Consider the following 16605-nt stretch of genomic DNA (forward strand, 5'->3'; position numbering starts at 1 on the left):
ATTATTTGACACTGTTTAGGTATACCGAATTTATAATTCGGTTTTAAAACAGATTTTGTTAATAATTAGTGGTATAATTTTGTCTAGCGTATGAAAATAAATCAAAGGCACCATATCATAATTATGAGATAGGCGTGTCTTCATTTTATCAATGATAATGAAAGTATTTCCTAGTATTGAAAGAAGGGCAGAAGTATTGGAAGATGGTATTCAGTATGCCTTTAAGAGGATAGTATAAACCCGCATTTATATTAGATCTATCTAGTATTAATGCGGGTTTAATATTTGAAGTAATATTTCTAAAAACCAAATCGATATTGTAAACCAGTCATAAAGAACTTTTGATCGGCTCTATAACCTAATTCGGCTCTATACATCCAATGATCTGAAATTTCATAGTTAAACCCTAACTGAGTACTCCAGTTATCAATAATTTCTTTTTTTATGCTGTAGTTAATTGCATTGGATTCTTCAACTCTCCCTAGCGCATAATCAAGACGTTGTTCACGAGCGTATAGTTCGTTTAGTTTTTCTTCTTTACCAGGAGTTCTGTCTGGCAAACTTTCCCAAAGGTCAATTTGCTCATTGTTTATAGTATTTAAAACACCAATTGCCTGAGTCATGGCTTCATCAAGCTCTGGCACTCCTAGGGAACCTGTATTATTCTCTCTATTTACAAAGTCGCGATACATGGCACCAATATATACCGACAATTTCATTTTATTTCGGAATACAACTCTTCTTCCAATTCGACCTGATCCAACAAAGAATGTTACTGTTTCTGCCAATAAATCAGATGTAGTCCATGTAATATTTCCATCTACACTAACAAAGTAATCGTCCCATCCATAAACTGCAGTTGAACCAATTCCGAACGAATTAGTGGAGAAATTTACTTTTGGCACATCTATCGGTTTTACCGGAGTTGTTATTTGCTTTAAATTTCCATTGGGCCCTAAGCCTGTTTCAACCATTTGTGGTTGAAAAGATACTTTTGTTGACCCTTGATTTCTCGAATAGAGACCATACACATTAAGTAGTGGTAATATCCAAGCATCTGCTCTTACGTTAACTCCATTTGATGTAGCAACCGTTTCTGTAAAATTTAAGGATTCTGGATTGATGATATCATCTAAGTTTTCGCCATCGTAAAAATTCATACTAAATTCGGTTAACTCAAGCGACATTTGGTTAAATACATAATTCACGTTAAAACCAAAAGGTAATTGTAGGTCAATATTTCTATCCACAACCTCTTGCCCCCAAATGGGTAAAACATAAGGATATTCTTTTTTAACAGATGTTGAATCACTTTTAGGAAACTGAATACCACTTTGTGCTTTAGCACAAGGTATAGCAAGTAGAAGCAAAAAGAGTAATGAAGAGTAGCTGAGTGTTTTGTTTTTCATAATGTATAGGTTTTTATTGAGATAAAGGAAACAAATTAGATTTTGTTCTAATCATATGCGTCTTCATTTACTTTTTCTCAATTGCAAATGTATTTAAGTGTGTAGATTACACTTTTTTACTTAAGGTATGAAATTTTCTTAATATCAGCTCCTTCCAAATGTTTTAAGGATAGTGGGTGCTTTCTCCACATTTGCTGCACATGTGGAGAAAGCCTAGTTTAATTTTGGCGCCTTGAATTATTGTAAGCGAAAGCAGTATCAAGTTCACTTGGTAAGTTTGTTATCGTTTAATGGTTCCATAATAATAAATCACCTTATCTGTTTTTAGAGGTACTTCGTACGAAATCTCTAAACCATTAGGCATGGGCGAAATATGTGCCACTAGTTTAAACTCGCTTTGCTTTGTAAATACTATATCATATGGAGCATTTACACTGAAATTATTTATGGTATAGAACACCTTTTTTGCCTCTCCACTTTTAAAGGATAGGGTGGCTATTTCGTCCTCTCCAAATTCTATTTTGTATAAATAATTAGCACTAATGCTATCATTCATCAATAGTGGGTTTGTACTAATAAAACCCGATTCAAAGGGCTTACCAACCATTTGGATGGGTCTTAGGTATAAATTCCAGCTTCCTTCAAATTCGCTTTCTAAGCTTGGGAATGAAGCCTCTTCTGCATCGCCAAGTAAGTAGTTTCTAACAACTTCATTTTGGATAGTTAGTCGTGTAATTTCTTCATTTGATTTTTTAAGAGCCAACTCAAGCGAGTCTCTAACAAGCGATAATGATAGCGAGTTGTTTTTGAGATTCTGTATACTTTCAGTAATAGATAGCGTACCTTGTTGTACGGGTTCTTCTTGATTTTGATTACTTAGGAGTTCTTTTTTAATTTTACTATAAAAGATAGAATAATCATTAAGTAAGGCATTTAGTTCTTTATTCTTAGTTAGCAATTCTGATTGTTTTATTAATACCGCATCTAGTTCTTCTTGAACTTCTTTTTTAGATTGGGCGCTAATATAGTTTATGGAGGATTGAAGCACTAGTAAAAGAATAACTGCCTTTGTAAGTTGAGTGAGTTTCATAAGCTTAATTTAAATTAGTTAGAAGCAATAATTTAATGAATAGTATTCATAAAGTCTAGGCTTGGGTACTATAATTTTACACCAAATACTATGTTTAGTTGATGAACGAAATTATATCCATGGAAATTACAATCTTAAAATGTTTTGCTTATTCAAGTTTATACTAATTCGCATCAATGTGAATACAACTTTCTTCAGTTATTATAAACATTTAACTAAGGTATGAGAAGACTATGCTTAATATTAGAATGTTTTTGACTTGTATAGATATTATCCTGTAAGGGTTTGTATATGAATCTCTATGTGTGTATTGTATAGTTTTATTCTAGTTGTAATTATTACTTGTATAGTTATACGATAAGAATAGCTTAGTGTAAAGAAGGCGATGCGCTCTACATTTGCTATTGAATAGGAATTCGCAAAAGTAAATGAAATCATTCGCTACTTTTAGTTTTCTAATACAACTTAAAATAACTTTATATAAACACAATTAAATTGTAGCCACAAAAAACATATTCTATGCAAAAAATCAAGTTATTATTCACGCTTTTGTTTGTCGTATTATTGATCTCTTGTAATACCGAAAAACAAACGATTAGTTTAAATGGCAATTGGTATTTTTTAGCCTCTAATAGTCTTACAGAAGCAGAAGTGTTTAAAACCCATTTCTCAGAGTGGGATACACTCTCAGTTCCTGGCAATTGGGATACTAGTGATAAATACGCTGAGTTTGTTGGTAAAGGATATTACCAGCGCACAATTAATGTACCTTCTAATTGGGACAATAAGCAAATTCGCTTAAAATTTGACGCCGTATATCAAACGGCCAAAGTGTGGCTCAATGGCGAATTATTAGGTACGCACGTTGGTGGATATACACCATTTGAGTTTAATATCACCAAGTTGGTAGATACCGGTAATGCCTATCAATTGGTAGTGCAGGCCGATAATACTTATAAACGTGGTGCTTGGTGGGCATGGGGTGGTATAAGTCGTAATGTTGCCCTAGTAGCCAATAATGATGTTCGCATAATGTATCAGCATATTGATGCGATTCCTGATTTTGAGAATAACAGCCTTACCATTAATGTCAAGTATAAGCTTGAGAATAACGCAACGGAAGTTCAAAATGTATCTATACTGTCCTCTATTATTGATGGGAGCAATAGTAAAGAAGAATATCAAAAGGAGATTTCAATAAAGGGGAATTCAACAGCATTTCATCAATATGTTATTAAGGCAAAATTATCCGATTATCAGTTATGGGAATTAGACCATCCGTATTTGTATCGCTTATCAAGTAAAATAAAGCATAATGGATCAGTGCTTGATTATAAAGATGATAAGTTTGGTGTTAGAAAGATTGAAGCCATAGGGGAACAATTGTTTTTTAATAATCGTCCCATTAAAATGGATGGTATAAATAGAGTGCACGATCATCCGGAATATGGAAATACAGAGCCTGATATATTGGTAAAAAGTGATATTATGGATATGAAAGCCTTAGGTACAAGTTTCTCAAGAATGATGCATGCTCCTTTAGCGCCTAATCTTTTGAATTTTTGCGATAGTGTTGGTTATCTTATTATTGAAGAAATACCTGTTTGGGGTGATGATGATCCACAATCATTTCCTAACAATCCTCAAACCAAAAAATGGATGCATGAGTTAATTACCCGCGATTATAATCATCCCTGCGTTGTGGGATGGAGTGTGGGCAATGAACTTCGAGATTCTATTGCGCCATGGGGAGCCAAAAGCTTAACCACTGAACAGTATGAATACGTTAACTCAATGCTCGATTATGTTGGGTCTTTGGATAGTACTCGATTGAAAACATATGTATCAATCACAGCCTATGGAAAGCATACCGATATGAGTAACGAACCCTACGATAAGCTCGATTTAATTTGTATTAATAGCTATGGTGATGCTATTCGTAACACAGAACTTACGCACGAGAAGTTTCCTAACAAACCCATTTTTCTATCAGAAATAGGATTGAAACAGATAGGTGGAGGGGCAGATGCCGAATTGGATGAGAAGCTCATCAACTACATTAAAACCATTAAAGAATATCCTTACGTTGTGGGTTTATCCTTATGGTGTTATAACGACTACAGAAGCAATTACAAAGGTACACCAGAATCCGGTTTTAGAGAGTGGGGTGTAGTAGACGAATTGCGAAACAAAAAGAAAGCTTATTGGCAATTACAAGAAGTATTTACAAGAGATTGATCATGGTAGTAACTACCAAAATAGGGGGAGGTATTCATGAAAATAGAATAGGTAAAGAATATACACGACATAATTAGATGAATATCTTCCCCCAATGGGGGTGTTCCTATTCTATATTTGAGTTTGTATTAAAAATAATCAGCAAACTCTTATTATGAATAAAACAACTACTACTAGAATAGTATTTCTATTTGTTGCCTCAATGCTTTTGTTTGGTAACGGATACTCAAAAGATTATTACGTTACTAAAGCGGGTAATGATGATAATGAAGGAACTGTAGATGCTCCGTTTTTAACAATAGCTAAGGCAGCATCATTGGCCATGGCCGGAGATATGGTTTATATAGGCGAAGGTACCTACGAAGAAACCATTAATCCTGCTAACTCAGGTACAGAAGCTAGTCCTATTACTTTTCAAGCTATTGAGGGAGAAAAAGTAATTATTTCGGCAATGCAGGCCATAAGTGGGTGGACATCAGACGGCGGGCAACGTTACAAGGCTCAGCTCGATTGGGATTTGGGACAAAGAAACTTTGTGATGAATGGAGAAACCGTACTTGATTTAGCACGTTGGCCAAACAACGAAGATGGTGATAGATTTACATTGAACTCTTTGCGAGCTGAAGGCGGAAGTAATTCAGAAACAAGTGTTAATGCTTACCTCGAGAATAGCGAAATTCCCAATTGGGACTGGTCAAACGGTGGTTCAATCTTCTTTTTTGGTGATAAGTCTGGCTCTGGTTGGTTAGCTTGGAAAGAATGGATTAAAGATTCATCGGCAGGAAAAGTCATTTTTGATGCCATAAAAGATCCTGCGTGGATTCTTAGTGCACATGCACCGGGCGATGGCGGTGATTTTTATCTGGAAGGTATTAAAGAAGCTCTGGATTATAAAAACGAATGGTACTTTGATAGTAGTACTAAAATGCTATATGTGATTTTACCCGATGGTGCTCAACCAGAGGATGGAGCTATTGCAATGGCGCGAAGAGAGACTGCGGTCGATTTAAAAAGTCGCCATCATATTCATATTAAAAACTTGGCCATTTTTGGAGGTAGCATACTAATTGATGGAACTGGGAATACAATTAATGGAGTCACTAGTTTGTATGGCGGAATGACCAGAGGTATTACCAAAAGCTTTCATACAGGCGTAAGGTCGATTGATATTAGCTGGAACTCTGTTAATACTACCATTGATAAGTGTGAGATTGGTTTTGGCGATGGTTCTGGAATTTGGGATTCTGGCTCAGAAACTACCGTTAACAACTCACTTATTCACAACTTTAATATGGTTGGTAGCTACGATGCACCTTTAATGATTCGCGGTCAGCGAAATGCTAAAATTACCCACAATAAAGTAACTCGTGGAGGTAGAGATGCATTACAAATTATTTCTAAAGGTTCTGAGGTGGCGTATAACGATTTTTCTCAGAGTAATTTAATTGCTCACGATTGCGCTTTGTTATACACTATCGGGCGTGACTTAAACATGGATATTCACCACAACTGGTTTCACGATGCTATTTGTAGAGATGGCCTATACAAAGCTGCGGGAATTTATCTGGATAACAATTCGGGCGATGTAAGAGTTTATCGAAATGTAGTTTGGAATGTGCAATGGACTAATCTTCAGATTAACTGGAAAGGACTGAATTTGGATATTTTCAATAACACCTTCTGCAAAGCTGATGGTGGAACCATGGGCGCATGGATAAGAGCGAACGAGGACGATAAATTTGAGAATGTGCATATGTGGAACAATCTCTCAGATCAACGCTCATCAGATGCAGATGGAAATAAAGATACGGGTGAAAACTGGTTGGCACATGTTGAAGGAAATGACCTGCAGAATAACTTGGGCAATTCCACTTCGTTTACTAGTTATTCTGGTAACGATTTTACCCTAAAAGCAGGTACGCCTGCTATTGATGCGGGTAGAGTAATAGATGGCTATACCGATGGCTACGTAGGCGATGCTCCTGATGTTGGTGCTTATGAGTTAGGCGATGATTGGGTGCCAGGTATCGATTGGGATGTTCATCAAGGACCTGCAGGAAATGGATGTTACGGTTTACCCGGAGAGGCTTGTGGTAATGATGATGATAATAGCGTAAAACCTATTGAGAAAGAAGACGGTATTACGGTATCTCCAAATCCTTTCAATAATCATATACTAATAAATGCATTGCCCTCAATTAAAGTTGCACGAGCCGACTTGTATAATATGTCTGCAACTAAGGTACATGCCTGGAGTGTAACAGAGAGTACCCAACAATTATTAGTGCCAAGTCATATTAAAAGCGGAATTTATGTATTGGTACTTACTTCGGAGCAAAATAAACAATACGCAATTAAAGTTGTGAAGAGATAAGCTTTAATACAACTTAAACAACTTCTATATAAAGCATCCTCAATGGCACATCTGCTATTGAGGATTTTTTTTGATATTCATGTGAAGTATCAAACTTCAGTGTGCCTTTGGAATAAGCACAAGGTGAATTATAATAGTTACTTATACCAAATGGATATTGCAGGTTAAATATTTAGCACAAAAGGTACCGGTATAGTTTATCAATAGTTACAAAATTGAATTGTTGAGTTAATGTTTAGATTTATTATTGCTATAGAGACCACTATTATTAAAATTTGAAAGGTCTAAATAGAACTTAATAAACTATGAAAAAATCAACAGTTATATTTAAAAACATCATATCTATTGTAATGGTGTTTTTTGGTGTTCATGTGAGTGCACAACAACAACAACAACAACCTAATATCTTATGGATTATAACCGACGACCACCGGGCAGATGCTTTGGCTTGTTATAATAAAGCAACAAGCGGAAAAGCAGAGAATCAATTGGGTTATGTAATGTCTCCTGAAATTGATGCCTTAGCTAACGAAGGCACCTTATTTGTCAATGCCTTTTGTAATTCACCCATGTGCACACCTTCTCGTAGTTCAATGCAATACGGTAGGTATCCATTTCGTAGTGGGCATTATAAATTTAAATCGCACCAGAAAGCCGATTTTGTAAGTAAAACGGTTTCGCAAGTATTGGGTGATAATGGTTATGGTACAGCAGTATTCGGAAAAACAGGTTGGGGCATACAACATAAAGATGGCGATATTGCTTTTTACGATCATACCATTAACTTTTCGCGTGACCTTCAGCATAAAGGATTTGGCGATGTTTTTAATTCAGGAACAAAAGCAGAATTTCCTGAAGGTATTTTAAGCATTGTTCATGCCAAAGAAACCTGTATTTATCCTAACGGCGATAAATTAACCTACGTAACACAATCGCTCGATAGTGAAATTGCTCCCGAAGAAAAAGAAAAACAAGCCAAGGTAGATGCTGAATTTGATATTTTACGAAGTTATACACGCATCAATAAATCATTAATTTTAGGTGGCGTTAACCCTCAACCAGCCGGTAAAACAATTGATGCCTATATTGTTAAGGAGTTTAAGAATTATTTACAGAATAAAAACGCCAATTTTAAAACCTTAGCAGGTAAAGATGCCAAGGGAGCTGATTCTACTAAACCACTTATGGTTAATTTAGGCTTTCATTTACCACATACACCCATTCTGCCTCCTAAAGCATATAGAGATATATTTAAAAAGAAGAAATATAATATTCCTGCTTTTAGTACCGATGAACTCTCAAACTTTCCCCCGCAGTTGGTAACACTTTATAATGAGTGCAAAACAGATCAGTTAACTGATAAAGAGAAACTGCAAGCGGTACGAGATTATTATGCTTTTTGTGCCTATGGAGATGCATTAATAGGCGAATCGGTTGCTGCCTTTAAGGAATATTGCCAAGCAAATAGTCAGGATTATCTCATTATTTTTACCGTTGGCGATCATGGTTGGCACCTGGGTGAGCAAGGTATAATGGCTAAGTTTGGCCCTTGGAAACAATCGATACATGATGCTGCAATTGTGGTAGCTTCAGATAAAACAAAGTTCCCTCCGGGTAAGGTGGTGAATAGTATGATTGAGTTTGTTGATTTTACACCCACTATGTTAGCAGCATCAGGAGTAGATATTAGCGCGCCTGAATTCAACTATTTAGATGGTTATAACTTAGCCGATGTTGTTGCTAAACCAAATCAATTTAATCGCGATTACATTATAGGCGAAGTAAATGTGGTTTGTGGGCACCGCGCTTACCTGCGCTCAAAAGATTTTGCTTTTTCAATGCGTACGCGTGATAGATGGGATGTGGCCACTGCTGAAAATGTTAACAACGATATTCGTTGGGCTTTACTATGCGATAGACCAAAAGCTGATATGGCTTTATATGATTTGCGAACAGATTCACTTGAAAAAGTAAATGTTGCAAACACTCCGGAATATAGGGCTTTGGCAGATTGGTTTAGAAATAAACTGGGCAATATTGTTCTTGGCGATGGGAGAGTAGAATGTGATTGGAATAAAGACAATAGCTATGCAATTAGCAATTTTTCAAAAGGAAGTGATGATAAGCGCTTAAATATACCCTTACAGTTAATCCCTAATAAGTAATAATACCAAATGCATTATTGAATTATTGATATTTTATGAAGGGCTTTAGCAAAAGAAAAAATGCTGGTGACACAGTTTATTGAATAGACCCCGCAAACCCGCCGCAAAGTTGCAGGGAGCTTGCGTCAGTGACGCAAATCCGTCGCAAAGTTGCAGGAAGCTTGCGTCAGTGACGCAAATCCGCCGCAAAGTTGCAGGAAGCTTGCGTCAGTGACGCAAATCTGCTGCACAGTTGCAGGAAGCTTGCGTCAGCGACGCAAATCTGCTGCAAAGTTGCAGGGAGCTTGCGTCAGCGATGCAAATCGCTGTACGGTTGCAGGGAGCTTGCATCAGCGATGCAAATCCGCTGCACGGTTGCAGGAAGCTTGCATCAGCGATGCAAATCCGTTGCACGTCTGCAGGGAGCTTGCATCAGCGATGCAAATCCGCTGCACGGTTGCAGGAAGCTTGCATCAGCGATGCAAATCTGTTGCACGGCTGCAGGAAGCTTGCATCAAACAAGATCCCAAAGCACCTGACGCCTATGAGAAACAAGCCCACATCACTCTAATTTTTAGGGTACTTAAAGCGTTAAACGTTTACTAAATGTTTATATATTTGGTTTTTATTAAACATATCACATACTAGTGGGGTATATATAGTTGTATTGTATTTTAAAAACAACCTCGTAGAACGTTAGCTACCTAATAAATTGAAGTTATGATAGTTGAATTTATAGGACAAGGAATACATTCTGAAGATTATGAAACTACAGGGAATCATGTATGTTCTGCTATCAATGATTCTGCATTTACTCAGATTACTGTTTTTGTTGCATTTATAAGGAAACCAGGTCTAATATACCTTAAGCCATTTATTGAAAAAGCACTCAAAGAAGGACGTGAACTAACTTTTTATGTTGGAATAGATGAATGTGTAACCTCTAAAGAGGCTTTGGAGTTATTACTGTCTTTAAATGTTCAGACATATATATATAATTCAGACCGATATATTTATCATCCCAAAATTTATTTATTTGAAGGCGAACGAAATAGAATTATAACAGGTTCATCCAACTTGACTAAATCGGGTTTGTTTTATAACGTTGAATCATCGATTCTTTTGGATTTTACAAATAACGATAAAAGTGGAATAAAGGTATTAAATCAACTGAAAGAGTATTATGCTCCTTTGTTAGATTTCTCAGATTCAAATATTGTAGTTTTATCCCCAGCGTATTTGCAGGAACTTGTTGAGAAGGAACTTGTTTCAATTGAAAATTATGAGGGAAATTCAGAAGGAAAATCAAAAACACATGATAAATCAAAGCCTAAAGGGAAGAATCCTGAAATTCCTGAATTAGGGACAATTGAAATTAAAGACAACAAACCACCTAAGAAATATATATCAATTTTAAAAATAACAGAAGAATATCTGGAAAAGTGGGATTTTATGTTTGTTAAAATGCAAGCTTTTCAGAAAGATAATAATCATTGCACCGTTCCGAAAGACTACAAGGATAGAACATTATATGGTTGGTATCGGAAGCAGAAACAATTATATGAGGCAAACTTAATGCCTGAAGAACATCAACAAAAATTGGAAAGCATTAATTTCTATTTTGGTGATAGTCATCCATTATTTTGGGAAAGGAAATGGCTAGAAAGTTATAATCAGCTATTTGAAATATATAAACAAACGGGAGATAGCAATATTAAAAGATATAAGGACAATACTCATCCTCTGTTTTATATATCAAATTGGGTGGCTATAGAAAGAGGCAAGTACAAGAATGAAAAATTAAAGCAATGGCAAATTGAGAAACTAGAAAATATAGGTTTTCAATGGGACATGAGTGGTGTTCGAACGATCAACAATGAAGATGGCTGGCTGGACAACTTAGCGTTATTGGAGCAATATAAATTAGAGTTTGGTGATTGCAATGTTTCACAAACTTTTAAAGATGAAAGATATCCACAGCTCGGTAAATGGTTAAACGATCAACGAGACCATTATAAAAAAAAGAGAAAGATTCTTTCCCAGGATAGAATAGAGCTATTGGAAGAACTTGGAGTAGTTTGGGATATGGATGTTTTCAAATTTCAAAAATTTATAGACCAGCTTTCCAATTTTAAAATTGATAATGGAAATTTTAATATTTCTTCAAGTTATAAACCTAATCCATCCTTAGGAAATTATGTATATCGTATAAAAACGAAAGGGGTAAAAGAAGAATGGAAGATTAAAATGCTACATGATATTGGGTTCTTTGAAATTGGGACTCAAAAGAAGAAAGATAAGCAAGGTCATATCACAACCTTATGGTTTAAAAAACTAGAAAAATTAAAAAAGATACCTAATCCCAATCTAAACAAAGACGATAAAGAATACCCTGAATTAGCTGCTTGGGTTCATGGTCAACGAAGAGCATTCAGATATGGCAAATTGAAAGATGAGCAAATAGTTGAATTAGAAAAGTTAAGAGTTAAACTTCCAGCTACAAGTAAAAAGTCAAAACGTTGGCATGACTATATTGAATTGATAGAATTGTTTATAGAGGAATATGGAGATGCCGAAATCACTAGAGAATTTGACGAGGAGTTATATAAATGGATTTCCCAGCAAAAGACCAATTATAGTGTTGATAAACTAAGAAAAGAAAAGGCTGATAAGTTGATTGAACTTGGAATCTTAAATAAAAAATGAATACATAATCGAGTAGAGCGCCGCTAGGCCATTAGTCTAGCGTAGAACATCTCACACCACAACTTTTTACTGCATAAAAGTATGTACAGTTCTCCTATACGGCATTTCTTACATCATGGGGAACAGTGTATTTGTTTTAGTAGGTAAAGAAGAAGTCATTCCATTATACAATGAAGCTCTGCTCATGGCAAATCAATTTAAACCAAAGCAATACAGCTAAATCCCCGCAATATAATTACTCAAACTATCCTCTCTATTTAAATTTAGTTTTTTACGTATTCTCGATCGGCTCATGTGCACACTATTCTGCGATATACCCAAAATCTGAGCCATCTCTTTACTATCAAAGTTAAGCTTAATAAGCGCACAATGTTTAAGCTCAGTAGGGGTTAGCCCTGGAGCAATCTCTAGCAAACGCTCATAAAACTGATTGTTTATTTGCGTAAACCTATCATGAAAATCGTTCCATAATTTTTTGCTGTTTTGCTCGTATTTATGCGCAAGGCTTTTGTGTTTATCTTTGTCATTTTCCTTTACAAAGTCTAGTAACTCCTCTATGGTATGTTCTTTTTCTATCAGTTGTAAGGCATTAACGGCCAATTCTTTATTTTTTGTTTCTAACACAGCTTCATTCTTCTTTTTAGTATACTCTTGTGTTTGAGCCATACTGCGCATTTTAAATCGCATTTTTACCGTATAAAAAGCAATTATTGCAAGAACCAATAAAATGGCAATCAACAGTTTTAAGCGGAAACTCGCTTTGTTAATAGCTTCAATATGTAGGTTTTGTTCCTTTATGGTTTGTTCCTTCTTAAGTATGTCGTCGCTGTATTTACTTTTTAGTTTAAACAGTTCTTTGTTGTTTTCGCCAAGTATATTAAAAATACTATCAGAACAAGTGTTAGCTTCACTCATGTACTGGTAGGCCTTATTTTTGTTCCCCTTTTTATAATACAACTGTGCCAGGTTGTTTAACAACGAGGGTTTAATCATAGGGTGAATTTGCTGTTTATTTACTATATCTAAAGCTTTTTCAAAGTAATACTGAGCGCTATCCGTTTGGTTGATGGCTAATTTTAACTCAGCTACATTATTAATAATAGCCACCTGATGATTGTAATTGGTATATTTTAATTCGGGTAAAATATCATTAAAATATTCGGTAGCCTTCCCATATTCACCCATTCTTAAGAAATTACGGGCATACAGCGATTTTATATAATGCGGAATAAATTGCTTAGTACTACGCAACAAACACGAGTCGAGATATTGCAAAGAGGTATGGTATTCACCAATCTCAGAATACTGCGATGCTAAGGCGTGTAAACAAGAAATGGTGAGCTTTGTATTCTTCTGCTTTTTAGCTAAAGTTAAGCCTTTCTTCATGTGCTCAAGCGAAAGCTTGTTTTGTCCGAACTTACCATACAAAACCCCAAACTTGCGATAAATTAAAATTTGAGCCACCGTATCCTTCGTCTGTATAGCTTCGGGCAATATATTACTAAGTCGTTCAAAGGAGCTGTTGAAACGTCCGGTTAACAAATCATCATTGGCCAATTCAATAATATTAAGGATAGAATTAGAGCTTTTGCCTTGCGTATCCTCATTTGAATTTGCCTTTAAATTCCATAGGGGATAAATGATTAGTACGATGAGGGGTATTTTCTTTAATATATTACAATAGAGCATGTTGTAAGATTGTTGTTATTGTGTCGATGGCTTCAAATATAGTTATATTATAGTGGTTTGCAAGTGCAGTCAAGTTATATGCTAGCCCTACTGATTGCTCAAATAGCCTCACTAAGATAACTTTGGATAACAATTTTAAATCAGAAAAAAATTAATTCTATGAAAAAAATAACACACGCTTACATACTCCTATTTTTCACTTTGGGGCTTTCGTTAAATTCCTTTGCTCAACTACCCAGTGAAATTGATCTCGATAATGGTTGGTACCTATCTTGGAACGATGAGTTTGATTATGAAGACAGCCAGCTCGATAATAATTGGATTTCACAAAATGGACCATCGGGAGGGATGGTTATTTGTAGTCGATGGCGAGAGAATGCTGTTGTGGCTAATGGAATTTTAGAGCTTCAGGCTAAAAAAGAAAATCGTGGAGGACAGGAATGGACTGCAGCTAGTATCTGGACAAAGGAGAAGTTTCATTATGGTTATTACGAGTGCAAGTATAAATATGCAGGCGCAACGGGTACTAATAATTCGTTTTGGATGTGGACTGGCTACGATATTCCTGAAGGAGAGAAGGCGGTTGAATTAGATCCTAATGAAGGACATTATCCGAATAAAGTAAATACCAATATTCATAATTGGACAGATAAGCATGAAGATGGAAGTCATGATATATGGCCAGAATACTTCGAGATGGGCGGCATTGAAAAGGAAGTTGCCTATACGCACAAACTTAGCACGCCAATAAACACCAATAAAATTAGGTTTTCATCAAATCATGGTTCTCATTTTCATATTGGCGAGTTCAGAGTATATGCACCCAATGCAAATGGTTATCCGAAAGATGCCACTACAAATGGTGCAGATAACGAAGTAGATGGTTTGGTAAATCATTCAAGAGCATCAGGAACTACTTTTTCTGCTAGTGGAAATTATGTTATTGATGGTAGAAACACTAGTCCTGAAAATGTAGCCGATGGCATCAATTTGGGTTCTGCGGCAAGCTGGATTACACAAAAAGAGGGTGAAAAGTGGTTAGAGATTTCTTTTTCAGAATCGAAAGAAGTTGGATGTATTCAGTTTACCAACGGTTGGTTAAGCGGATCTACATGGAAAAACTTGATTGACAATTATAAAATAGAATATCATAACGGAAACGAGTGGGTAGAAATTGCCGACTTTAACATTGCTTATGGTGCAGATTTTTCAGAGGAGTTTCATACCGTAGGGATGTTATGGACAGAGGATGTGATTAAATACTATTTTGATGGTGAATTAATCAGAACCTTTCCGCACGATTTTGTAACTGCCGAAACCAAAATATATTTAAGCTTGGCTTTATTATCCGATGGCTTAGCAGGAGCTGTTACCGATGCCATTGATGGTACCAGTATGAAAGTGGATTATGTGCGTTATTACCAATATAATGAAAATACAAGTGTTGGGACCACCGCAGGCAATAAGGTGGAGGTATTTCCAAATCCTGCCAGTAATCAAATTAGCTTTAAAGGAATATCACCTAACGATTCGCTTTCAATTTTTGATGCAACGGGCAATAGGTTAATTCATCACGATCAAGTAAATGAATCAACCATCAATATTGCAAGTCTGCCGCAGGGTATGTATTGTTATTTGATTGAATCACAGCACGGATCAAAGTCAGGAACATTCATTAAGAACTAGAAAATAAATCCACAATTATGCAAAAGGCATTTTTTTTAGTTATTGCGCTATTTTTAAGCACATCGTTTACATTAATATATGCTCAACTACCCGCCGAAATTGATACCACTAAAAATTGGTACCTATCGTGGCACGATGAGTTTGATTATCCCAATAGTAAATTAGATGATAGTTGGGATTCGCAAAACGGGTCGAACCATCATATTCTGTGTAGTCGCTGGCGCGAGAATGCCGTAGTAAAGGATGGTTTGCTGTATTTAGAAAATAGAAAAGAAAATAAAGGAGGTCAGGAGTGGACTTCAGGTAGTATATGGACTAAAAAGCGATTCAAGTACGGATACTTCGAGTGCAGATATAAGTATGCAGCTGTTGAGGCTACCAATAACTCGTTTTGGTTAATGACAAGAGGTGCTGACCCGAAAGAAGGTAAGCGTTTTGAAATAGATATTAACGAAGGGCACTATCCTAACGAAATGAATACCAACATCCACCAATGGAGCGATTTTACTTATGATGAAAATGGTAAGAAAAAGCATTACTCATATCATAAAGCTTTCCCATTTGGTGCTAAACCCGGATATTCCATTCAATTAGAAATTCCGGTGAAAGCGCAAAAAGTACGATTACAATCAAATAATAACGCACGTTTTAATATTGGTGAGTTCAGGGTTTACGGCATCAACAACGGAAATTATCCTGATGTAATGTCGCCTTCAGCGGATACCGATATTGCGGGTTTAAAGAATCTAGCCACAGCCAAGGATGTGAAAATTAGCTCAAGCGGTTCGTACAAAAACAATAATTCAGAAAAGAATTTGATTGATGGTAAATGGAATACAAGCTGGAGCACACAAGAAAAAGGAAACAAGTGGATAGAGTTTGAATGGGATAACGAAATCACCATTGGCTGTATTCAATTTTTAAATGGATGGAGAGATAAGCATAAGAATTGGCACAACCTGCTTTCTGATTATAAGGTTCAATATTTCTATAATGGAAAATGGAACGATATTTCTGTGTTAGATGTATCTGAGGATTACAATTTTGGAGAAGAGTTTCATACTTATGGCTTATTGTGGGACGAAGAAAACATAGTTTTTTATTTCGATGGGCAAGAGGTACGCAGGGAGAAAAATGATTTCTGTTTTAGCGAATCTCCCATATGGTTAAGTTTGGCCATCATCAAGTGGTCGGGCCCAGTTACTGATGCCATTGATGGAACAAGCATGAAGGTGGATTATGTACGCTATTATCAAAAGAAATAATACT

Annotated in this window: 9 protein-coding genes; 6 read left to right on the forward strand and 3 right to left on the reverse strand. The window is 35.9% G+C overall.

Annotation, left to right across the window (positions count from 1 at the left end; all coding sequences use genetic code 11):
- Positions 1–299 precede the first annotated feature (299 nt).
- Complete coding sequence (locus QMO11_RS05605; protein WP_282036411.1) at positions 300–1409, reverse strand: hypothetical protein; 1110 nt, start codon at positions 1407–1409, stop codon at positions 300–302.
- Positions 1410–1689: 280 nt separating this feature from the next.
- Entirely contained in the window at positions 1690–2499 is an 810-nt protein-coding gene (locus QMO11_RS05610; protein ID WP_282036412.1) for a hypothetical protein, read from the reverse strand.
- 519 nt (positions 2500–3018) lie between these two features.
- Between QMO11_RS05610 and QMO11_RS05615 the strand changes: the two genes are divergently transcribed.
- The 4 genes from QMO11_RS05615 (at position 3019) to QMO11_RS05630 (ending at position 11961) form a co-directional block, all read left to right on the forward strand.
- Positions 3019–4737, forward strand: a complete 1719-nt coding sequence (locus QMO11_RS05615) for a glycoside hydrolase family 2 protein (RefSeq protein ID WP_282036413.1) — start codon at positions 3019–3021, stop codon at positions 4735–4737.
- 154 nt (positions 4738–4891) lie between these two features.
- Positions 4892–7111 (forward strand): T9SS type A sorting domain-containing protein, encoded by a 2220-nt coding sequence (locus QMO11_RS05620; RefSeq protein WP_282036414.1) that lies wholly within the window; start codon positions 4892–4894, stop codon positions 7109–7111.
- Between the two features lie 305 nt (positions 7112–7416).
- The gene (locus tag QMO11_RS05625; RefSeq protein ID WP_282036415.1) at positions 7417–9276 is read left to right on the forward strand and encodes a sulfatase-like hydrolase/transferase; all 1860 of its coding nucleotides are present in this window, start codon (positions 7417–7419) and stop codon (positions 9274–9276) included.
- A gap of 699 nt (positions 9277–9975) precedes the next feature.
- The gene (locus QMO11_RS05630; RefSeq protein ID WP_282036416.1) at positions 9976–11961 is read left to right on the forward strand and encodes a Helicase associated domain protein; all 1986 of its coding nucleotides are present in this window, start codon (positions 9976–9978) and stop codon (positions 11959–11961) included.
- Positions 11962–12177: 216 nt separating this feature from the next.
- Here the strand turns inward: QMO11_RS05630 and QMO11_RS05635 are convergent, their stop codons facing one another.
- Positions 12178–13650, reverse strand: a complete 1473-nt coding sequence (locus QMO11_RS05635; RefSeq protein ID WP_282036417.1) for a tetratricopeptide repeat protein — start codon at positions 13648–13650, stop codon at positions 12178–12180.
- A gap of 159 nt (positions 13651–13809) precedes the next feature.
- Between QMO11_RS05635 and QMO11_RS05640 the strand changes: the two genes are divergently transcribed.
- Together QMO11_RS05640 and QMO11_RS05645 are read left to right on the forward strand one after the other, a co-directional pair.
- Positions 13810–15336, forward strand: coding sequence for a family 16 glycosylhydrolase (locus QMO11_RS05640; RefSeq protein WP_282036418.1), 1527 nt, complete (start codon positions 13810–13812; stop codon positions 15334–15336).
- 17 nt (positions 15337–15353) lie between these two features.
- On the forward strand, positions 15354–16601 hold the full coding sequence (locus tag QMO11_RS05645) for a family 16 glycosylhydrolase (RefSeq protein ID WP_282036419.1): 1248 nt from the start codon (positions 15354–15356) through the stop codon (positions 16599–16601).
- Positions 16602–16605 lie beyond the last annotated feature (4 nt).

It is taken from the genome of Saccharicrinis aurantiacus (assembly GCF_947489045.1).
GTDB classification, from domain to species: domain Bacteria; phylum Bacteroidota; class Bacteroidia; order Bacteroidales; family Marinilabiliaceae; genus Saccharicrinis; species Saccharicrinis aurantiacus.